Origin of the sequence: Enterobacter cloacae complex sp. I3 (assembly GCF_014896175.1) — a bacterium.
Lineage (GTDB): Bacteria > Pseudomonadota > Gammaproteobacteria > Enterobacterales > Enterobacteriaceae > Enterobacter > Enterobacter bugandensis.
This window is the reverse complement of the sequence record NZ_JADBQZ010000013.1, coordinates 13,751-34,725: the sequence shown is the minus strand read 5'-3', so window position 1 is coordinate 34,725 and position 20,975 is coordinate 13,751. Positions and strand designations below refer to the sequence as shown.

General features: G+C 55.9%; 18 protein-coding genes. 5 read left to right on the top strand and 13 right to left on the bottom strand.

Translation table 11 applies throughout. The features are described 5' to 3' along the window. Positions 1 to 85 precede the first annotated feature (85 nt). The 3 genes from argR (at position 86) to yhcN (IM271_RS11815) (ending at position 1,572) form a co-directional block, all read left to right on the top strand. Positions 86 to 556, top strand: coding sequence for a transcriptional regulator ArgR (argR, locus tag IM271_RS11825; protein ID WP_008502836.1), 471 nt, complete (start codon positions 86 to 88; stop codon positions 554 to 556). Between the two features lie 375 nt (positions 557 to 931). After that, the gene (gene yhcN, locus IM271_RS11820) at positions 932 to 1,195 is read left to right on the top strand and encodes a peroxide/acid stress response protein YhcN (protein ID WP_014885423.1); all 264 of its coding nucleotides are present in this window, start codon (positions 932 to 934) and stop codon (positions 1,193 to 1,195) included. Between the two features lie 110 nt (positions 1,196 to 1,305). Continuing rightward, the gene (yhcN, locus tag IM271_RS11815) at positions 1,306 to 1,572 is read left to right on the top strand and encodes a peroxide/acid stress response protein YhcN (protein ID WP_028014595.1); all 267 of its coding nucleotides are present in this window, start codon (positions 1,306 to 1,308) and stop codon (positions 1,570 to 1,572) included. A gap of 61 nt (positions 1,573 to 1,633) precedes the next feature. On the opposite strand, the gene IM271_RS11810 is transcribed toward yhcN (IM271_RS11815), so the two are convergent. The 5 genes from IM271_RS11810 to aaeX form a co-directional block, all read right to left on the bottom strand. After that, positions 1,634 to 1,906: a barstar family protein gene (locus IM271_RS11810; protein WP_028014596.1), complete on the bottom strand. Its 273-nt coding sequence runs from the start codon at positions 1,904 to 1,906 to the stop codon at positions 1,634 to 1,636. Positions 1,907 to 1,951: 45 nt separating this feature from the next. Further along, a complete protein-coding gene (locus IM271_RS11805) occupies positions 1,952 to 3,406 on the bottom strand; it encodes an NAD-dependent succinate-semialdehyde dehydrogenase (protein ID WP_193052636.1) in 1,455 nt (484 codons plus the stop codon). An 89-nt stretch (positions 3,407 to 3,495) separates the two neighbouring features. Continuing rightward, entirely contained in the window at positions 3,496 to 5,463 is a 1,968-nt protein-coding gene (gene aaeB / locus IM271_RS11800) for a p-hydroxybenzoic acid efflux pump subunit AaeB (RefSeq protein WP_041907837.1), read from the bottom strand. Positions 5,464 to 5,468: 5 nt separating this feature from the next. Then, entirely contained in the window at positions 5,469 to 6,401 is a 933-nt protein-coding gene (gene aaeA, locus IM271_RS11795) for a p-hydroxybenzoic acid efflux pump subunit AaeA (RefSeq protein ID WP_028014599.1), read from the bottom strand. Between the two features lie 7 nt (positions 6,402 to 6,408). Beyond that, on the bottom strand, positions 6,409 to 6,612 hold the full coding sequence (gene aaeX, locus IM271_RS11790) for a p-hydroxybenzoic acid efflux pump operon protein AaeX (protein WP_003860416.1): 204 nt from the start codon (positions 6,610 to 6,612) through the stop codon (positions 6,409 to 6,411). A 179-nt stretch (positions 6,613 to 6,791) separates the two neighbouring features. Between aaeX and aaeR the strand changes: the two genes are divergently transcribed. After that, positions 6,792 to 7,718: an HTH-type transcriptional activator AaeR gene (gene aaeR, locus IM271_RS11785; RefSeq protein WP_028014600.1), complete on the top strand. Its 927-nt coding sequence runs from the start codon at positions 6,792 to 6,794 to the stop codon at positions 7,716 to 7,718. A 217-nt stretch (positions 7,719 to 7,935) separates the two neighbouring features. Further along, a complete protein-coding gene (locus IM271_RS11780) occupies positions 7,936 to 8,550 on the top strand; it encodes a YagU family protein (protein WP_032644925.1) in 615 nt (204 codons plus the stop codon). A 46-nt stretch (positions 8,551 to 8,596) separates the two neighbouring features. Here IM271_RS11780 and tldD read toward each other — a convergent pair whose 3' ends face one another. From tldD to csrD, 8 genes are all read right to left on the bottom strand, one after another. Next, entirely contained in the window at positions 8,597 to 10,042 is a 1,446-nt protein-coding gene (gene tldD, locus IM271_RS11775) for a metalloprotease TldD (protein WP_028014602.1), read from the bottom strand. A gap of 84 nt (positions 10,043 to 10,126) precedes the next feature. After that, the gene (yhdP, locus tag IM271_RS11770; RefSeq protein WP_193052635.1) at positions 10,127 to 13,924 is read right to left on the bottom strand and encodes an AsmA2 domain-containing protein YhdP; all 3,798 of its coding nucleotides are present in this window, start codon (positions 13,922 to 13,924) and stop codon (positions 10,127 to 10,129) included. Between the two features lie 42 nt (positions 13,925 to 13,966). Then, positions 13,967 to 15,436, bottom strand: coding sequence for a ribonuclease G (rng, locus tag IM271_RS11765; protein WP_008502847.1), 1,470 nt, complete (start codon positions 15,434 to 15,436; stop codon positions 13,967 to 13,969). Next, positions 15,426 to 16,019, bottom strand: coding sequence for a nucleoside triphosphate pyrophosphatase (locus IM271_RS11760; protein ID WP_028014604.1), 594 nt, complete (start codon positions 16,017 to 16,019; stop codon positions 15,426 to 15,428). Before IM271_RS11760 ends, rng begins: the two co-directional genes overlap by 11 nt. Positions 16,020 to 16,028: 9 nt before the next feature. Next, a complete protein-coding gene (gene mreD / locus IM271_RS11755; RefSeq protein WP_008502849.1) occupies positions 16,029 to 16,517 on the bottom strand; it encodes a rod shape-determining protein MreD in 489 nt (162 codons plus the stop codon). Continuing rightward, the gene (gene mreC, locus IM271_RS11750) at positions 16,517 to 17,533 is read right to left on the bottom strand and encodes a rod shape-determining protein MreC (protein WP_028014605.1); all 1,017 of its coding nucleotides are present in this window, start codon (positions 17,531 to 17,533) and stop codon (positions 16,517 to 16,519) included. Before mreC ends, mreD begins: the two co-directional genes overlap by 1 nt. Positions 17,534 to 17,594: 61 nt before the next feature. After that, on the bottom strand, positions 17,595 to 18,638 hold the full coding sequence (mreB, locus tag IM271_RS11745) for a rod shape-determining protein MreB (protein ID WP_000913396.1): 1,044 nt from the start codon (positions 18,636 to 18,638) through the stop codon (positions 17,595 to 17,597). Positions 18,639 to 18,920: 282 nt separating this feature from the next. Further along, positions 18,921 to 20,861: an RNase E specificity factor CsrD gene (gene csrD, locus IM271_RS11740; protein ID WP_193052634.1), complete on the bottom strand. Its 1,941-nt coding sequence runs from the start codon at positions 20,859 to 20,861 to the stop codon at positions 18,921 to 18,923. Positions 20,862 to 20,975: the final 114 nt, after the last annotated feature.

Below are 20,975 nucleotides of genomic sequence, written 5' to 3'. Positions count from 1 at the left end.
AGCCTGCCGTTGAGCAGATAATTTGCATAAAAATTCATCCACATGCATAATAATGTTGTTTCTTTCGTCATATTCCGGGTGACTTATGCGAAGCTCGTCTAAGCAAGAAGAATTGGTAAAAGCGTTTAAGGCGCTACTTAAAGAAGAGAAATTCAGTTCTCAGGGAGAAATTGTTCAGGCGCTGCAGGAACAAGGCTTCGATAACATCAACCAGTCGAAAGTCTCCCGCATGTTAACCAAGTTTGGCGCGGTGCGTACCCGCAACGCCAAGATGGAGATGGTCTATTGCCTGCCGGCTGAACTTGGCGTGCCGACCACCTCCAGCCCGCTCAAGAATTTGGTTCTGGATATCGACTATAACGACGCCGTTGTGGTCATCCACACAAGCCCGGGTGCCGCGCAGCTGATTGCCCGCATGCTGGACTCGTTAGGTAAAACAGAAGGTATCCTCGGCACCATTGCCGGTGATGACACTATCTTTACCACCCCGGCTAGCGGTTTCTCCGTGAAGGATCTCCACGAAGCGATTCTGGTTCTGTTCGAACAGGAACTGTAATGCGCCCTCCCCCGTAGCGCCGCTGCGGGGATCATTCTGCTCTCGCATCATTTCCCCCTTTATTTCACTGCCCTTGCTTTGACGATTAGTGCTTTTTACCACTCATTAACATTCATCCAGTGAATAACAACCCCGCAAATCGCACAAAAAATCAAAAAGCATTATCCCTATGATTTTCTTATAAATACCAACACAAATTGCTCATAAAACACCCAACATTATGCAATTAGGTTATAAAAAAAAGCGTGTTTAACACGTAATAACAAGAGAAACCATTAGTCTGGTATTAATTTTTTACGTTATTAGTGTATACTTGATTTTGTGATGAGGGTCACGAAACAAGACCCCACTAAAAAATTCGACGAGGTAAGAATCATGAAAATCAAAACTACTGTAGCGGCGCTGAGCGTCCTGTCTGTCCTGTCCTTCGGTGCTTTCGCGGCTGACGCTATTAATGCTGACCAGGCGCAATCCCGTGAGGCAATCGGTACGGTTTCTGTCGGCGCTGTTGGCACGTCTCCAATGGACATGCATGAGATGCTGAACAAAAAAGCGGAAGAAAAAGGTGCGTCATCCTATCGCATTATCGAAGCGCGTTCCGGTGACCACTGGCACGCCACCGCCGAGCTGTACAAATAAGTTTAAGTAATCACTGAAGACATAACTCTCCACTCAACGGCACCAGGCATAAAAATAGCAGTTCAACCCTTCTCGCCGTTAAGCAAAAAACCTGTTCAGGAGTAAAGACTATGAAAACCAAATTGATCATCGCAACCCTGGGTCTGGCATCCGCTCTCTCTTTCGGCGCAAGCGCAGCCGTACAGCAAGTGAATGCCGATCAGGCACAAAATCTGCAGCCAATGGGCAGCGTCTCCGTGACGTCAGTCACCGGCTCCCCGATGGACATTCGTCAGGAACTTGCCGCCAAAGCTGAAAAAGCAGGCGCCAGCAGCTATCGCGTCACCGAACTGAATCAGGGTGACCACTGGCACGCCACGGCTGAACTGTATAAATAAACCCTCGTCGTATCTCATCATACGACTTGCCCCTGGCCTTGTGGTCAGGGGCTTTTTTCATTTAATGCCGCGCGTTAAAGCGAAGCTGTCCTTCAAGCTCTTCCTCCGCTTCATCGAAGAGTAATATCAGCGCGCCGAAACGTCTGCGCAGCTTATCGGGCAGATGGATAAACTCAATCTCCAGCGGTAGCGGCAGCATGCTGCCGGTGACCACGTCCCACAGCGTATCCAGATTGGTCACGCTTTCCCGTTCAAGATCAAACGCCCGGATAAATTCCCGATAAAAGTCTTCCTGACTGTCGATTTCGTCAAAATCAAAAGTATAGGTTTTCATTGCCAGCCACCCAGTCCAGGCGGGCGGCAGATGCCGCCCAGTCTATTATAATCCCCCGATATGCAGGGTTTTAACTTCCAGATACTCTTCCAGCCCCAGCACGGATCCCTCACGTCCAAGACCGGACTCTTTTACGCCGCCGAAAGGCCCCAGCTCGGTGGAAACGGCGCACTCGTTAATGCCAATCATCCCGCTCTCAATGGCCTGTGAAACGCGGAAAACCCGGGAAAGGTTCTGGGTGTAGAAGTAAGCTGCCAGCCCGTAAGGCGTGTTATTCGCACGCTGGATGACTTCATCTTCCGAGGTGAAGCGGAAACACGCCGCAACCGGACCAAACGTCTCTTCTTCTGCCAGCTTCATGCCTTCGTGACAGTCGCCCAGCACGGTTGGCATCCAGAAATTACCGCCCAGCGGATGGGGTTTGCCGCCCGCCAGCACGGTCGCCCCTCGTGTGACAGCATCTTCAACATGCTCACGGACCTTGTCGACCGCGGCGGATTCAATCAGCGGCCCGACGACGACGCCGTCCTCAAGGCCATTCCCCACCTTAAGGGCATTAACCGCATCTGCGAGTTTATTCACAAACTTGTCGTAGACGGTTTCCTGAATGTAGAAGCGGTTCACGCTGACGCAGACCTGCCCGGCATTGCGGAATTTATTGGCGATCGCGCCTTTTACCGCAGCCTCGATGTCGGCATCCTCAAAGACGATATACGGAGCATTTCCCCCCAGCTCCATCGAGACTTTTTTCATGGTTTCTGCGGCGTTGCGCACCAGCGTTTTGCCGACGGCGGTCGAACCGGTAAAGGAGATTTTACGCACGTCGTGGCTGGCCATGATCGCATCGCTGATTTCATGGGTATTTCCGGCCACCGCGTTGAGCACACCGTCGGGCACGCCCGCCTGTTTTGCCAGCGTCAGCAGCGCAAAGGCGCTGAGCGGCGTGTTATTGGCCGGTTTGATGACACCGGTACACCCGGCTGCCAGCGCCGGGCCTAGCTTGCGGGTGAGCATCGCCATCGGGAAGTTCCACGGCGTGATGGCCGCGACCACGCCGATGGGCTCACGAATCGCCAGAATGCGCGAGCCGGGCTTGATTGGCGGAATAATTTCACCGTTCGCGCGCTTGGCCTCTTCGGCAAACCACTGGATAAAGCTGGCGGCATACTCCACTTCCCCTTCCGCCTCTTTCAGGGGCTTGCCCTGCTCGGTGGTCATTAACCGCCCGAGCCAGCTTTTATTTTCAATAATCAGTTCGTACCAGCGGTACAGAATCGCCGAACGCTCTTTCGCGGTTTTGGCACGCCATGCCGGGAAGGCTTTGGTGGCCGCTGCGATCGCTTCTTCGGTTTGCGCTTTACCCGCTTTCGCAACTTTAGCGATGACCTCACCGGTCGCGGGGTTCAGCACATCAAACGTTGTGTCCAGCGTTTTCCAGATGCCGTCGACCAGATAGCCGGTCTGAAAAAGGGTGTTGTCCTGAAGCGCCTGAGTCGTCATGTGTCCTCCCTTCCTGAATGTAAGTACGTGCTGGAATAAGTATAGCCACAAAAAAACCGGCGCTTTTGGCGTCGGTTTTTTTACTTCAGTCAGTTATCCGTGAGGGCATTCTGGTAGCGATGCAGCATAAACACCAGCCGCCCTACCGGCTCGGTCACCTGTGGCGGCGCTTGCCAGTGCTTGAGCTTTTCCTGATAAATATCCAGTTCTTCAAGCAGTTGGGTAAAGTAACGACGGCGTTTGTCGTCACTGCTGGCGGAAAGCACATGGTCGGCGGTACGACGCAGCTGACGGTGGAAGGCCGAGAGATCGTCGTTGATCGGCACCGGCGCGTTGCGCAGACGCTGGTGCGCGATGATCATGGTTAACGCCAGGCGGAACTTCGCTATGTCGCCCGGGAACTTGTTAAGCAGTAAAAACAGCTGCTGGTAGAGCGCGGGCAGGTGGTTCTCTTTACGACGCGCGGTATTGGTAGTCATCGACGACACGGCAGCCGATACAAACTGGTTCAGCAATACGCGCCCCGTCCGCGCCTGCGAGTTATCCCGAACCAGCAGAATCACCATCATCGCAAGGAAGCAGCCCACCAGCTGACCCAGCGCGCTGTCGAGGAACTGGCTGAAGTGGAAGGTCATCGGGTTATCCAGCACGATGATGTTAATCGTACTCGCCAGCGCCCCCAGCGATCCCAGGCGGCGCTTTTGCACTTCAATGCCGATAAAGAACGCCATCACCGCCAGGCTAATACAGAGCAGCAGCATGCTCTGCTGCGTCGACGGGATGATGACCAGGAAATAGAGCGCGCCTATCGGCAGCGCGGCGATGGTGCCGTAGAGGAAATCAATGGCGACCATGCGCGGGTTAGGCAGACGCATCGCCAGTGCGGTCACGACGGCAATCATCACCATCGCGCCGCTGCCGGACGTCCAGCCCGTCCACAGCCAGAACAGCGTGCCGAGCATACAGGCAAGCGTGGTACGCCAGAAGTTGACCATCGCGTGATGGCGCTCGGCAGATTCCGCCTTGATCACCACTTCGCCCTGGAGCACCTCTTCTTCCGCCGCGCTGATTTTGGTGTTACCGATCACGCCGCGCTTAAGCAGCAGATAGCGCGTTGCGGCCCCAACCCAGGTGTAGATCGTCACCGGCGTCTCGCGCTCCCCGGTCCAGGCAATCACCCGGCGCATGCGCTTAAGCTGCTTATGCACGTCCTGTACGGTTTCCACCGGCTCGGCAAACAGCTCACGGAACGTATCGGTGACCACTTCCGGGCGGGTGTTCTGGATAAGATAGGTTTCGCACGCCTGGGTAATCAGCGTTAAGGAGACGGTATTCAGGGCTTTAAGGCGACGATTCGCCCGCGCCCAGCGAGACGACTCCATATTGAGGTTGCTGCGCATCCCTTCCAGCGCCTGCGTACGACGAACCAGCCCGCTCCAGGCTTTATCCACCTCTTCGCTGTCGCCGTGTTTAATGCACAGCTGCATCAGCTGGTACTGGGCAACGATCAGCGCGTCCAGCTCGCGATCCACCTCTTGCTTGATCGAGCGCGGGGAGAAAAGCAGGTCAGCCACGATCGCGCAGACAATACCAATCACAATCTCGCTGCAGCGCTCCACGGCAAACTGCGGCGCGAGCAGCGGTTCGCTTTGGATGGTGATGACAATGATCAGCGCGGTATAGCCCGCCAGCCCCCAGGCGTAGGAGTTCTCCACTTTTACCAGAGACGAGACCCAGGTGCAGAAGCCTGCCCAGATGCAACACACCATTAGCATCAGCAGCGGCGTGCGGATCATCAGAATAATAATGGTCAGCGCCGCGAAACAGCCGATAAACGTCCCGATGATACGTAGCATCCCGCGATAGCGGATCGCACCAGAGTAGGGTTCTCCACCCGCGGCGAAGGCAGGGCCCGCCGCGACAATCGCGGCGGTCAGCACCGCCCAGCGAGGGGTTTCAAGCTGGAAGTGGAAGCCAACGAACAGCGCCAGCACGATGGCGCACGCCAGCTTCACGGCGAAGCGAATGTGCTGGCTGGCGATGGAAAAGATACCCATGGCGATTAACCAAACTCGCGCAGGCGATGGGCAATTTTACGGAAGAGGGAGTCCTGGCTGGCATCCCGATCTTTTTCTCCGGTGATCACCACCGTCGCCGTGGTACCCGCTGGCCACAGGTTGCCCTGCTGCTCATCCAGATGAATACGTACCGGCACGCGCTGCGCCAGACGCACCCACTCCAGGTTAGAATCCACCGTCGCCATCCCTTTGGCATCGTTAGAGCTGCTGGAGTTGGTTACCCCTGCGGCGACGCTGTCGACGGTACCTTTAAAGACGCGGTTGCTGCCAAGCGGCGTGACTTCTGCGCGATATCCCGGACGAACGCCCTCCAGCTTGGTCTCTTCCATATAGGCGAGCACGTAGAAGGAGTTCTGTTTAACCAGCGCCACGGCGGTTGAGCCACGGGTGATAAACTCCCCGGCATAGACGTTCAGGTTGGTCACCCAGCCATCGGCCGGCGCGCGGATCACGGTCCGCTCCAGGTCGAGCTTCGCCAGATCGCGCGTTGCCTGCGCTTTCGCTAACTGGTGCAGCACGGTTTGCAGCACGTTGTTGGACTGGTCAATCTCTTCGCGAGACATGGCCTGAACGCCCAGCTGGTTACGACGGCCTGCCTCACGGCGTTTCTCTGCGGCCAGCGCCTGGTAATAGGCCACGTCTGCTTCTGCTTCCTCCAGCGCCTTCTGATAACGAGGCTGGTCGATGGTGAACAGGACCTGATCTTTCTTCACCAGCTGGTTATCGTGAACGTTAACCGCCGTGATAAGGCCGGCCACGTCGGGGGCAATTGCCACCACATCGGCGCTAAAGCGCGCGTCACGCGTCCACGGTGATTCGGTGTAATAAACCCAGGCGCGAAAAATAGCGATGAACGCGAGGATAACCAGCGCCATGGTAATGGCGGTGCGGGAGATTTTTCTTGTTAGCGTTTTCACATCAACCTCAGACAAACATGCGCGATATCAGGTAAAACAGGCAGCAATACAGCGCGGTATTGAACAATGCAGGGTGCCAGACGAAATCGTAGATCCCGGTCGGGACCAGCACCTTGCGCACCAGCCAGAAGATCGCCAGTGATAAAAGAAGCTCGAAAAATATCGGTGGGAACGACAGACCGAACACCACGATAACGGGAAACAGACTCATGTTGACCTTGATAAGAGAGAGTGCAGGCTTCAGAATTTTTTAGCGCACGCCATCGCAGGAGAGCTAGAAACGCAGGGCGAGAATGGCGCAGCCGTTATGTAATTAATAATATATTAACGTAACTGTTATGCTGTTATCTATCATATGTGATCTAAATCACTTTTAAGCCAGAGTGAACAATGGAACGTTTAAAACGCATGTCCGTCTTCGCCAAAGTGGTTGAACTCGGCTCATTTACCGCCGCTGCGCGCCAGCTTCAGATGAGCGTCTCATCCATCAGCCAGACGGTGTCCAAACTGGAAGATGAGCTTCAGGTTAAGCTGCTCAACCGCAGCACCCGCAGCATCGGGTTGACGGAAGCCGGTAAAATTTACTATCAGGGCTGTCGCCGCATGCTGCATGAAGTGCAGGATGTTCACGAACAACTCTATGCCTTTAACAACACGCCCATCGGCACGCTGCGCATAGGGTGTTCTTCAACTATGGCACAAAATGTGCTCGCTGCCATGACGGCGGACATGCTGAAAGAGTACCCTGGGCTTACCGTCAATCTGGTGACGGGCATCCCTGCTCCAGACCTGATCGCCGATGGATTAGACGTGGTGATCCGCGTTGGCGCGTTGCAGGACTCCAGCCTGTTCTCGCGTCGCCTCGGGAGCATGCCGATGGTGGTCTGTGCCTCGAAGAGCTATCTGGCGCAGTACGGTGTGCCGGAGAAACCTGCCGATCTCGCTAACCACTCCTGGCTGGAGTACAGCGTCCGCCCCGATAATGAATTTGAACTGATTGCTCCGGAAGGGATCTCCACCAGGCTGCTGCCGGAAGGCCGGTTCGTCACCAACGATCCAATGACCATTTCGCGCTGGCTGGTGGCCGGCGCCGGGATCGCCTACGTGCCGCTGATGTGGGTGATCAATGAGATCAACAGCGGCGTGCTGGAGATCCTCTTCCCGCGCTATCAGTCCGATCCACGCCCGGTCTACGCCCTGTATACCGAGAAGGACAAGCTGCCGCTGAAGGTGCAGGTTTGTATTAACTATCTGACGGACTATTTTGTCGACGTAGCAGAGCTGTTTCAGGGTATGCGCGGTAGAAGAAAGGAATAAGAAATTAATTTCTGAAATATCCGCGCCATTAATATTTCAGGATGAAGCCGGCCTTCATCCAGGAATATTCTTTAGCTTCTATCAGGAATAGCGAATTGACACTGCCGCCGCCTGCCCTTTACCTTATAAAAAGTCTGGCATTCAGACTGTTATTATTTTGTTGCTGATTTGAATAATAAAATGTATTCCGCAGGATGACGTTAAACAAGGAAACGAAATGAATCTATTTGAACAAACACCGCCGTCACGCAGGCGCTACGGACTCGCCGCGTTCATTGGCTTAATTGCAGGAATTGTCTCCGCGTTTGTCAAATGGGGAGCCGAGGTACCACTCCCGCCACGCAGTCCCACCGATTTATTTACCGGCGCATGCGGCCCTGAGCAATTAATAAGAGCCGCAGGCCAGATAGATTGCTCCCGCAATTTTTTAAATCCACCCTATGTTTTTTTACGCGACTGGCTGGGCGTAGTTGATCCTAACGCAGCAGTTTATACCTTTGCCGGACATATATTTAACTGGGTCGGCGTAACGCATATTATTTTCTCAATCGTCTTCGCGGTTGGGTATTGTGTCGTTGCTGAAGTCTTCCCGAAAATTAAACTCTGGCAGGGTTTGCTGGCGGGTGCATTGGCACAGCTTTTTGTTCACATGCTCTCCTTCCCGCTGATGGGGCTGACGCCACCGCTGTTTGATCTGCCCTGGTATGAACACGTGTCAGAGATCGTGGGTCATCTGGTCTGGTTCTGGTCGATCGAAATCATTCGACGTGACTTGCGTAACCGCATTACTCACGAGCCGGATCCGGAGATCCCGCTGGGTAACTTACGTTAAAAAAATGGCGCTACATCTGTAGCGCCATTTTTTATGTTTGCTCAGGTCAGGCCGTGCCGCCCACCGTCAGATTATCCACTTTCAGCGTTGGCTGACCCACGCCAACCGGCAGGCTCTGGCCTTCTTTACCGCAAACACCCACGCCGTTATCCAGCTTCAGATCGTTACCGACCATGGAAATCTGCTGCATCGCTTCAATGCCGGAGCCAATCAGCGTCGCGCCCTTCACCGCTTTAGTCACTTTGCCCTTCTCAATCAGGTACGCTTCTGAAGTCGAGAAGACAAACTTACCGGAGGTGATATCCACCTGGCCGCCGCCAAAGTTTGGCGCAAAGATACCGTAATCCACGGATTCGATAATCTCCTGCGGCGTGGATTTGCCCGGCAGCATATAAGTGTTGGTCATGCGCGGCATCGGCAGGTGCGCGTAAGATTCACGGCGGCCGTTACCCGTTGGCGCTACGCCCATCAGGCGCGCGTTGAGTTTGTCCTGCATGTAGCCTTTCAGCACGCCGTTTTCGATCAGCACGTTGTACTGGCCTGGCGTACCTTCATCGTCGATAGAAATCGAGCCGCGGCGGTCAAGCATGGTGCCATCATCCACTACGGTGCAAAGCTCAGAGGAGACGAGCTGTCCGATCTGGCCGCTGAACACGGACGTCCCGCGACGGTTAAAATCGCCTTCCAGACCGTGGCCCACCGCTTCGTGCAGCAGCACGCCCGGCCAGCCTGCGCCCAGCACCACCGGGAATGTCCCGGCCGGCGCCGCAACAGCATTAAGATTCACCAGCGCCATGCGCACGGCTTCTTTAGCCCACGCGTCAGCGCGCGCTTCGCCGTCAACATCGCCCAGGAACCAGTCATAGCCGAAACGACCGCCGCCGCCGCTTGAGCCGCGCTCGCGTTTGCCGTTGTCATCGACCTGCACGCTGATGGAGAGACGCACCAGCGGACGCACATCGGCCGCCAGCGTACCGTCCGTTGCCGCCACCAGAATCAGCTCATACACACCGCTCAGGCTGGCGGAGACTTCCTGAACACGTTTGTCGGCGGCGCGCGCCACTTTGTCCACGCGACGCAGGATGTCCAGCTTCTCTTCGCGACTCATGCTTTGCAGCGGGTCGATGCTGGTATAAAGCGCGGAGTGCTGCACTTCACCCAGGGTTTTCACGCGACCGTCGCCGGCATCGCGCACAATGGTACGCGCGGCCTGCGCGCTCTGCTCCAGCGCGGCCAGGCTTATCTGGTCGGCATAGGCAAAACCGGTTTTTTCGCCGCTGATGGCGCGCACGCCGACGCCCTGGTCAATGTTATATGAGCCATCTTTGATGATGCTGTCTTCTAAAACCCAGGATTCGTGATAGCTCGACTGGAAATAGAGATCGCCGTAGTCGAGACGGCGTTCGGTCAGTTGACCAAGAATGGAGAACAGGTCCTGATGGCTCAGGCCGTTCGCTGCGAGCAAATGTTCACTTACCAGGTTCAGACTCATCGTATTGCTACTCGTTCGTTGCCGCCCGTGGCGGTATAAAGATCGTATTTATTGAGAGTGAGGCAATTACCAGCCCACGTCAAATCATTGCTGTGCATCTTTGCGCGGCTGGCGCAGCACCTCGTTAATCTGCGGTTTATCCACCGGACCGGTAATGCGGTAGCGCAGAATGGAGACCTTGCTCCACAGCGGCCCCAGCACTTTACTGGCGGCAAACACCGCCGCACCGACAATCGGGTTAACCACAAAGGCCGCCGCCACGCCCACGCTGGCGGAAATTTCCGGCGCCACCACGGCTTCCATATCCAGCTCGCGACGCACGAGGTTGACCGAGCCTTTCATGGCGATGTCCGCTTCCAGCCCATCCACCAGCGTGTCGTCCGTGTGCAGAACGCCGTCCTTGATCCACGCCGTACTGCGGATGGAATCGTAATAGAAACCTTCGCTGAAGGTGTCGCTGAAATCGAAGCGCAGCTTACGCAGCAGCGCATCAAAACTCAGCAGGCGCAGGATCTGCCCGGCACGCCCCGTGCTCACATCGGCGATTTCACCTTTGCCAAAGTGTGTTTTCAGAATACCGTTCAGTGACGCTTCGTCCGGTGTCCACGGCGCGGCACGCCAGTGAAGATCGTAATTAACGTTAAACGAGGAGCCGCGCAGCGGCGTGCTGATGCCAAAGAAGTTGGCTGCCGCATCCAGCTTGTTGCCTTTAATGTCGCCCTTCAGGGACGTGCGCTGCTCGCCCGGGTTATTCACCCACTCTCCACCCGCTGTCATGCGGCCAAAGCCGGTGTCGATCAATCCGCCGGAGAGCTTGAGCGTATTCCCCTGGATGGCAAAATCACCGTCGATACGGCCATATTTTTGCCCCCACAGCCAGCACTCCGCGCAGCGCAGCTGCAGATCGGGCCAGCCGCTAAAATCGACGCGGGTAGTATTACTCAGCGGCGATGTATTCGCCGGTTTATCTTTACTCGCGGCAGCCGGATTGTAGTAGAGATAGCGGATCGCTGCCTGCCACGGCGCGTTATTGCGCATGGTCAGCGTGCCGTTGATTTCCCGGCCCTGCGCCTCCACTTTTGAGCCGTTAGCGGTTGGCTGGGAGACAATGCTCAGATTGTTCCACTGCTGTCCGCCCAGCATCAGCGACGGCGTGCGTACGGTAATGGTCTGCGGGAACTGGGCGGCCTCATCAACGTTTTGCCCAACGCCTTTCTGGAACAGCGCCAGCCACTCCGCACCGTCCATCGGCGGGAGATTCAGCTCAACGCCCGCATGCTCAGGCAACGGCGGCGTGGTTTTGCTGTCCGTCGTCCAGATGGCTCTGTCGAGGGTAAGCTTGCGGTTAAGCAGCCAGCGGCTGTTAAAGTGGTTTGTTCCGCCCGCACTTCCGGTCAGCGCGAAGCTGTCCAGATTGCCATCCACGTTAAGCTTCACCGGCAGCGGCTGTCCGGCCTGTTTATCCAGCGGCGCAGGCAGCTGGCTTTGAAGATTCTTCAGGTCACCCGTAATGTCGACCTTATAGTGTGCACCCGCGTGATAAGGCAGGTCGATTGCCACTTTGCCCTGCCAGGCGACCGCGCCCGCTACTGACGCCTCAATCGGCTTCGGCAGGACGTCCATACGCGACGGCTGCCAGTTGCCGTCCAGATTAACGGCCACCTGATAAGCCTTTTGCCCCTCGGCTGTTGAGAAGTCGATATTCACCGGCTGATTAAACCAGCTGGCGGTCAGCGGCTCGCTTTTCAAATTACCGTTCACAAAGCTGAACTGTCCGCTGAGGTCTTTCAGGGTGCTATCAAGCGGTTTAATGTACAGGCTGTTGTTCTTCAGACGGACGTCACCTTTGGCGGTGGTCATTTCACCGTCCAGCGGGATATCAAGATGTAAGCGAGCATTCACATCGCCATCGAGCTGGAGCTGCTGAAGGGTCGCCGCCAGCGACTCTTTGAGTGGCGTCTCCTCAAAGTACGGCCCCACCGCTTTCCCCGGGCCGTTGATGTCGGCATCAATCAGCAGCTTCTCTTTTGAGTAGTCCGGGATGTTGGCCGTCAGGTTGCTGGCCGTTACGCCTCCCAGCGCAACGCTGCCCGCCTTCATCCATAATCCGTCGTTGAGGAAGTTAAGCTCGATATCCAGGTTTTTCAGCGCGGGCCAGCCCGGCTGGAACGCGAATGTGGCGTCGTGCAGCGGCACCAGCACCTGGAACTGCCCCTCATTATGTTTGTACGGGAAAAGATGCGGGTTACCGCCGTAGACCAGCGTGGCGTTTTCCGCCTGACCGCCCTGAATTGCGCCGCTCAGATAGTCGACCAGCGCTTTACCCATCAGATTTTCCGGGAAATAGCGCCAGGCCTGAGAACCGTCATCGGTACTGATCCCGGCCAGAATGCCCAGCCACGGTTCGTCACCCTGCGGCTGTAAATAGCGGAAGTCACCCCGCGCGTGTACCGCTTTGGCTTTGACGTCGATATGGCGACCATCAAGCTGGAAGCCCTTATCGTTACGGAGCCAGTTAAGCACCGCGCTGCCCTGCTCAATTTCCAGCGGCGCGCGGAAGACCGTCTCGTAAGGCATTTTTGCGTTGTGCATATCGGCCGTGAGCCTGCCGTTCTCCACGCTGCCTTCCAGCTTGCCGCTGAAATGCTCCGCGCCCGGCAGCATCTTCCACTGCTTCCAGGCAAGATCTTTCCATGTTGCCTGGAAACGGGTTTTTTCCGTCGCCTGAAGCGGGATATCCAGCGCCAGAGAATCAATTTTTCCGCTCGGCTGCGTTGCCAGCCAGATCTCGCCCAGGTCCGGAGAGAGCTTTGCCGCCATGGAGCGCAGGCCTTCAATGGCCGCCAGATCCAGGTTACTGGCGCGGATGCGCAGCTCATCGCTGCGTTTACTCGCCGCGCCGCCCACGTCCTGCTCCGGCATCCAGGCCAGCGTCAGCGCACCGCGCGGCCACGGCTTGCCGTCCATCGTGATGCGCGTATCCGGGATGGCGAACTGCCAGCCCTCTTTTTCCTGCGTCACGTGCGCGGTGAGGTTATCGACGGAAAGTTGATGCTGCTGTCTTTCACCCTTCCAGCTCGCGCCCCCTTGCTTCAGCCAGATATCGCCGCTGGCAAATTTCCCTTTCGTCAGGGTCATCCAGCCCTCAAGGCTGAAACGGGCGGTTTCCAGCTGCATGTTTTGCTGCAGCCAGTCGCCGAGCCAGGGCTTTACATCCACATCGTCGGCCTGCAGCCAGACTTTGCCGTTGTTTAACAGGCCGTCATCGTCACGCAAGTCCATACGCACCTGCATGACGCCGTGCTGGCCGTTCAGGCTGGAAAGATTGACCTGCCCCTCGGCGCGGTGTCGATCCTTGCCGTTAAGCCAGGTCAGCTGCGGGATCGCCAGTTCGGCGCGCTGGCCAGAAAGGGTAATAAAGCTCACTTCGCTGTCGCGCAGATCGAAATGATCGAACTGGCGGAGGAAGAGATCGCTGAAGCGGTTGGCTTCCAGGCCCTGATTGTTATCACCGCCCGTCAGCGGCGTATTGGTCAGAAACTGGAGTTGATAAAAGGTGAGATCGCGAAACTGCCAGCGCAGATGCAACAGGCTTTGCCAGACGTCCAGCGCCAGGGTTACGCGTTTGATTTTGAGATGACCGCCATCTTTCAGGCTGGCGTTGATGTCACGGACATCCAGCGTCGGGCCAAAATTCTGCCAGCTGGCGCTAACCTGGCTTACGTCGACCGGCACGCCGGTGGTGGATTCGATTTTCGCCAGCAGCTGCGGACGCCAGCTGTCCAGATGCGGTAAAACGAGGCGTAGCCCGCTCACGAGCAACGCGACAATCACGACCAGCGTTGCCCCTGTAAGCACTAAAATCCCCGGCAATCGCCTCACGCATCTCTCCTTGTCAGCTTTCGTCACGCAGCGTACTGCGTTTTACATCATTACGACGTCAAACTGCTCCTGGTTATAGAGCGGTTCAATTTGTACTTTTACCTGTTTGCCGACAAAGATTTCCACTTCCGCCAGCGCGTGCGACTCTTCGCCTTTCAGGGCTTCAGCCACCGCAGGGGAAGCATAGACCAGAAAACGATCGGAGTCGTAGGCATGATGAACACGGACGATTTCACGCATAATTTCATAGCAGACGGTCTCAACCGTCTTTACCGTTCCGCGTCCATGGCAGGTTGGACACTCATTACACAGGACATGTTCCACGCTTTCGCGGGTCCGTTTCCGGGTCATTTCCACCAGGCCGAGCTGCGAGAAGCCATTGATGCTGGTCTTCACGCGATCTTTACTCAGCGCCTGCTCCAGCGAGTGCAGCACACGACGACGATGGTCTTCATTGCTCATATCGATAAAGTCGATGATGATAATGCCGCCGAGGTTGCGCAAACGAAGCTGACGCGCAATCGCCTGCGTGGCTTCGATGTTGGTATTGAAGATGGTGTCGTCCAGATTGCGATGACCGACAAACGCGCCGGTGTTGATATCGACGGTGGTCATCGCTTCGGTCTGATCGATGATCAGATAGCCGCCGGACTTCAGTTCGACCTTGCGTTCTAGCGCTCGCTGGATCTCGTTTTCGACATCATAGAGATCGAAGATCGGCTGACGCCCGGTGTAATGCTCCAGCAGGCCCGGCATTTCCGGGATGTATTCAGCGGTAAACTCCAGCAGCGCTTCATACGTCAGGCGAGAGTCCACGCGAATGCGGTCGAGCTGCGCGTCGGCAAAATCACGCAGCACGCGCTGCGCAAGCGCCAGCTCACCGTACAGCTGGTAGCGAGTCTGGTTGCGTTTTTTACGCTCCATCACTTTGGTCCAGACGCGCTTCAGGTAAGCCGCATCCGACGCCAGGTCTTCTTCGCTGATCCCTTCTGCAGCGGTACGGATAATAAACCCGCCCTGTTCATCGCAGTAGGCGCTGACCACTTTCTTCAGCCGCTCGCGCTCGCTTTCGCTCTCAATACGCTGCGAAACACCCACGTGCGACGCGCCGGGCATAAAGACCAGATAGCGGGAAGGTAAGGTAATGTCGGTGGTCAGACGGGCACCTTTGGTGCCAAGGGGATCTTTCACCACCTGCACCATTAAGTCCTGGCCCTGACGCACCAGCTCGGAAATGTCGCGTACGGCAAACTGCTTTTGCTCTTCGCCCGCGACGCACTCGGTGTGCGGCATGATGTCGGAGGCATGTAAAAATGCCGCCTTATCCAGTCCAATATCTACAAAAGCCGCCTGCATACCCGGCAGTACACGACTGACACGACCTTTGTAGATATTGCCTACTATTCCGCGCCGCGCTTCACGCTCAATATGAATTTCCTGAAGAATGCCACCGTCAATATAGGCCACACGGGTTTCCGATGGCGTTACGTTTACCAACAATTCAGCCGTCATAATTATCCCTTCCCTCACGCAGTGAGTTAAAATTGCTCAGCAACTCATACGTTTCCACCAGCGGTAAGCCGACTACGGCGTGATAGCTGCCATTAATCTTCCTGACAAAACAGCCACCCAACCCTTGAATACCGTATGCACCTGCTTTATCCATCGGTTCACCGCTGGCAATATAAGCGGCGATCTCGTCGTCGGTAATCACTCTGAACGTGACATCCGTAACCACCAGGCAATCCAGCACGTGCTGGCTGTCCGCCAGCGCGACGGCCGTCATCACCTGGTGCGTTTGCCCGGACATCTTGCGCAGCATGCGCGCCGCATGGTCGGCGTCATGCGGTTTCTCGAGGACTTCACCGTTAAGGATAACGATGGTATCTGCTCCCAGCACGGGCAGATCGCGCGGCACACAGGCCACGCCCGCCTGCGCTTTCTCGCGTGCCAGGCGAGACACGTACTGCTGAGCACTTTCGCCCTCAGCACGTTTTTCTTCAATGCCGGTCACGATGCGTTCAAAAGAGACCCCTAACTGCGTCAGGAGTTCCTGACGGCGCGGGGAGCCGGAAGCAAGATACAGAGACGTCATAGAAACCTTTTATTGCACAGCAAACTGCTGGCGAACCTTACGCATCAGCAGGAATAGCCACGGCCAGAGCACACCGTTTACTACACTACTCCAGAACACTTCCGGTCGGAAAGAGACGTTGATCACTAAAAACTCTGCCCAGAAAACAACGATATCCGCAGCAAGCGACAACAGCATCACGACCAGGGCCTGTTGCCAGAGCGCGAGGTTACGGAAGAGCTGGAATTTCAGTGCGACGAGGTACGCAATAATGCTCATGGACAGGGCGCGCACGCCCAGCGTAGAGCCACTAATGAGATCCAGTATGGCACCCATCACAAAACCCGTGCCGACATTTACGCGATGCGGCAGGGCAAGGATCCAGTAAAGTAAAATGAGCAAGACCCAGTTTGGCCGGAAAACGAGAATGTTATCCGGCCAGGGCATAATCTGCAGCAACAGTGCAATGAGGAACGAGAGCCAGATGACCCAGCGTCCCTGGCTACGATAGCTTGCCACTACTGCCCTCCCGAAGAGAGTTTAGGCGGTGGCGGCGCATCAGGCTGCGGCTGCGTTAACCCGGTTGCCGGCGCAGGCACGGGCGCAGGCGGCCCCATAGAGTCCGCTGGCGGAAGAACCTGCGGCATCATCTGCATCAGGCGTTCATTCGCCACGCGATGCACCTCTTCAGGCGTCATCGGGTTAGCACCGTTACGATCGGCACCCCAGAGCAGCAGCAGGTAGCGCAGACGCTGTAAACCGGCGGTTGGACGGGCCTGAATCACAGTGTATGCACGCTGCGTATCCAGCTTAACCGAAGAGACCACCGCAACCGGGTAACCTTCAGGGAAGCGTCCACCGAGACCGGACGTCACCAGCACGTCGCCGACACGGATGTCCGTGTTAGCAGGCAGATGTTCCAGCTGCAGATCGTCAGTGCAGCCGTTACCGGCCGCAATCACGCGGATATCGTTACGCAGAACCTGGATCGGCAGCGCGTGGGTGGCGTCGCAAATCAGCAGCACACGGCTGGTCAGTTTGGCGACGGCAACGACCTGGCCTACTACGCCCTTATCACTGATGACGGGCTGACCTTCATACACCCCGTTCACGCTCCCTTTGTCGATCACAACCTGATCGCTGTAAGGGTCGTTCACGGTGGAGATCACCTGGGTAACCATCTTCTGCTCGTCCTGACGCAGCGGCGAGCCGAGCAGTTCACGCAGACGCGCGTTTTCCTGCTTGTATTGCCCCAGCATCAGCAGTTCGCTGTTTTTCAGCAGCAGTTCCTGGCGTAATGCCCGGTTTTCAAGTTCGAGCTGGTCTCGTGAAGACAGCGTTTGAGAAACGGAGTCGAGCAGTTCACGGGGACCATTTGATATAAAGTAGAAAGGACTGACGGCGGTATCCATGTACGTTCGGATCTGGCTGAACGTACCGAGGCGGCTATCGGCAATAATGACGCCAAGCGCAACCAGAACCGCCAGAATGAGGCGAAACTGTAGCGATGGGCCACGGCTAAAAATTGGCTTCATAGGCTATGCGTATTCTCGTGTCAGAGAGAAAGGGTAGCGATTCGCTACCCTTTCACCATGACTACTCTTCGCTGAACAAGTCGCCGCCGTGCATGTCGATCATTTCCAGCGCCTTGCCACCACCGCGGGCGACGCAAGTCAGTGGATCTTCTGCAACTACGACAGGAATACCTGTCTCTTCCATCAACAGGCGGTCGAGGTTACGCAGCAGCGCACCACCACCGGTCAGAACCATACCGCGCTCGGAGATGTCGGACGCCAGCTCTGGTGGGCACTGTTCCAGCGCAACCATTACCGCGCTCACGATGCCCGTCAGTGGTTCCTGCAGTGCTTCCAGAATTTCGTTGGAGTTCAGGGTAAAGCCGCGTGGAACACCTTCCGCCAGGTTACGGCCACGCACTTCGATCTCACGCACTTCATCGCCCGGATATGCAGAACCGATTTCGTGTTTGATACGCTCTGCGGTGGCTTCACCGATCAGAGAGCCGTAGTTACGGCGCACGTAATTGATGATGGCTTCATCGAAGCGGTCACCACCGATACGTACGGAGGAGGAGTACACCACGCCGTTCAGTGAGATAACGGCCACTTCAGTGGTACCACCACCGATATCCACCACCATAGAACCGGTGGCTTCAGAAACTGGCAGACCTGCACCGATTGCCGCAGCCATTGGCTCTTCAATCAGGAACACTTCACGTGCGCCTGCACCCTGGGCAGATTCACGGATTGCGCGACGTTCTACCTGGGTTGCGCCAACCGGCACACACACCAGAACACGCGGGCTTGGGCGCATGAAGCTGTTGCTGTGAACCTGCTTGATGAAGTGCTGAAGCATTTTTTCAGTCACGAAGAAATCAGCGATAACGCCGTCTTTCATTGGGCGAATAGCGGCGATGTTGCCAGGGGTACGACCCAGCATCTGCTTCGCGTCATGACCCACTGCGGCCACGCTTTTCGGCGAGCCTGCACGATCCTGACGAATGGCCACAACAGAAGGCTCATTCAATACGATGCCTTGTCCTTTTACATAAATAAGGGTATTCGCGGTACCCAGGTCAATGGACAGGTCATTGGAAAACATGCCACGAAATTTTTTCAACATACTAAGGGATAATCCTGAAAGCTGGGGCGGAAAACAAAATCCGCTTACTTTACCAACCACACGCAGCAGCGACAAGGCGCAAAAATCATCTGCAACGGTGAAAATTTGTGCAGTACGTTTCCTGTTGTTACAAATTCATCCCCTGACTCCCTCAGGGCTGAGTAAACAGTCGTGTTCCTCACTGATATTTGTAACCCATTAAAGGTCGTTCACTGGCTTTTTGCTCGACATACTCAAAGCTACAGGCGCGATATTCTACGTGAAAACAACGTAAACGGCAGGTCAAACAGAGTATCTTTGCAAATATTTTTTCACGTTGGTGTCAAGCGGCTGAGAGGCGGCAAAAAAATCGCCCTGACCGCCCGTCACTCCGCGCTCTGTTAACATCTGCCATTCGCCTCTGGAGCGCACGCCTGCGGCAAATACCTGTGTTCGCGTTCCCTTACACGCTTCAACCAGACTCTGAACCAGCAGCTGGTTTTCCGTGCGCTTCTCAATATTCCTTACCAGCCCCGGATGTAGCTTTAATAGCTCCACATCCAGCTCCTTGATCCAGCTGGTACTGACCAGCGTTAAACCCGCCTGCGTTACCGCGACACGGGCACCGAGCGCGTTGATCAAACGGACCACCGGACGCAACCGGCTGATGTGTTGACCCACATCCGCCTCAGCAAGTTCAAAAATAATGCGTTTGCGTTGCGATTTTTCGCATTGCATTAAAGTATCACGCAGCCAGCGCTGAAAACGCGGGCGTATTAATGACTCAACGGTAACCTGTAACGCCAGATTTTCTTCAGGCCAGAATGATAAAAATGGAATCAAGCGTGTAATTTGCTGGCGGTCATACTCTTCGGAGAGCCCAAATTGCAGAACCATCGGCAGATATTCCGCAGAAATAACCTCTTCCGTCCCGTCGAAAATACGGCACATCAATTCCCGGTGGTGGACAAAACCGTTCTTCATGACCGCCGGTTTTTGATAAATACGCGGCCCGCCGCGACTCAGCATTTGCTCAATCAAAGTACGCCAGCGCACGTTTCCACGCCCTTTTTCAGGCAGCGAATCATCATAGATCGCCCATCCGTTCGCCCCTTGCAATACCGCGTTGCGGGTGGCCGCTTCCGCATGCTCCATCACCTGCTCTGTCGACTGTCCGCCGCGCCAGGCGCAAATCCCCATATGGACCATATCGTCTCTGTCGAGCATTTTGCTCTGCGGCAGCGCGTCGACGGCCTTAAGTAGCTGGCTGGCAATGCTTTCTGATTCCTTCAACGTGCGATGCGGCAGCAATACGGCAAAGTCGCTGCGGTGGTAGCGGGCCAGCAGCGCCCCCGGATAGCGCATAATAAAGGTGGAGAGCAGGTTGATCAGCGTAAAGAGATTTTCTTCCGCCGCCCGCTGCCCCCATGTGTCGCGCAGCAGATCGAAATCGGGCAGGCGAATCATCATCACCACCCCGTGCGTGCCCACTTTTTCCGGATCGTCGAGCAGCGTGGCGAGTTGATTGTCAAAGAAAAGGCGGTTGTTAAGGCCGGTTTTATTATCCTGCGCGGCATAAGAGCGGATCAGCGTATCCATTCGGCTGCGCTGGTCGCTGGCAAACTGGATCTCTGAGAGCAGCGTATCCAGCGCGCTGCTGGCGCGTGAGGGCCATTCATGGACCGAGCCGCGAACCTGCGGGCCGCGTTCACCGTTCAGGATACGCACGGAGCGGATCTCCAGCAGTTCCTGGCCTGAAAGCTGGCGGCGCAGCCAGCGTACCGCGAGAAAAATCAGCAAAATAATGAAGGCGACGGCAACAGTAAGCGGCGCGGTGGTCATCATAGAACGGAAATAGCTGGCCATCGGATCGAGGTAGACCATGTGTATGGTCATCCCCGGATTTTTGAGGGAGTGCACCGTTACTTCCCGATACTGGCTCACCACGCCCGCAGGTCGATAGCTGTCCTGTCGTTCATGGCTTAAAACCGGATGCTTTCCCTGCTGGATGTCGACCTGAATAATATCAACCGGCACCATCAACTCATCCAGCTCCCGGGATAGCTCAGGAAGTGGAGTGGTCAGCAGACGCGTATCAATGACCGACGCAACGGACTGCACCCGGTTGACCAGTTTGTCCTGAATGGCGTTATAAAAGCTCAGAGAGCAACCAAGAAGCGTGACAAAGATGGTAAGCCCCGTCAGCAGGGTGATAAAAGCCGAGAACTTCGTCGTTAATCGCATCCTTGAGATTACTCCGTGGGTTGATGGGGTAGCGAGTAAGCGCTAACTTGCATTTCAAATGCGGCATACTACCAAACCTGGCGTATCTGGCAATTTATTGCGTTAAATCGGCAT

Coding starts and splice junctions, on each gene's coding strand:
- yhcN (WP_028014595.1), top strand. CDS start 1,306: ATGAAAACCAAATTGATCATCGCAACCCTGGGTCTGGCATCCGCTCTC.
- argR (WP_008502836.1), top strand. CDS start 86: ATGCGAAGCTCGTCTAAGCAAGAAGAATTGGTAAAAGCGTTTAAGGCG.
- IM271_RS11805 (WP_193052636.1), bottom strand. CDS start 3,406: ATGACGACTCAGGCGCTTCAGGACAACACCCTTTTTCAGACCGGCTAT.
- yhcN (WP_014885423.1), top strand. CDS start 932: ATGAAAATCAAAACTACTGTAGCGGCGCTGAGCGTCCTGTCTGTCCTG.
- mreB (WP_000913396.1), bottom strand. CDS start 18,638: ATGTTGAAAAAATTTCGTGGCATGTTTTCCAATGACCTGTCCATTGAC.
- mreC (WP_028014605.1), bottom strand. CDS start 17,533: ATGAAGCCAATTTTTAGCCGTGGCCCATCGCTACAGTTTCGCCTCATT.
- aaeB (WP_041907837.1), bottom strand. CDS start 5,463: ATGGGTATCTTTTCCATCGCCAGCCAGCACATTCGCTTCGCCGTGAAG.
- IM271_RS11780 (WP_032644925.1), top strand. CDS start 7,936: ATGAATCTATTTGAACAAACACCGCCGTCACGCAGGCGCTACGGACTC.
- aaeX (WP_003860416.1), bottom strand. CDS start 6,612: ATGAGTCTGTTTCCCGTTATCGTGGTGTTCGGTCTGTCGTTCCCACCG.
- aaeR (WP_028014600.1), top strand. CDS start 6,792: ATGGAACGTTTAAAACGCATGTCCGTCTTCGCCAAAGTGGTTGAACTC.
- csrD (WP_193052634.1), bottom strand. CDS start 20,861: ATGCGATTAACGACGAAGTTCTCGGCTTTTATCACCCTGCTGACGGGG.
- IM271_RS11810 (WP_028014596.1), bottom strand. CDS start 1,906: ATGAAAACCTATACTTTTGATTTTGACGAAATCGACAGTCAGGAAGAC.
- rng (WP_008502847.1), bottom strand. CDS start 15,436: ATGACGGCTGAATTGTTGGTAAACGTAACGCCATCGGAAACCCGTGTG.
- tldD (WP_028014602.1), bottom strand. CDS start 10,042: ATGAGTCTGAACCTGGTAAGTGAACATTTGCTCGCAGCGAACGGCCTG.
- IM271_RS11760 (WP_028014604.1), bottom strand. CDS start 16,019: ATGACGTCTCTGTATCTTGCTTCCGGCTCCCCGCGCCGTCAGGAACTC.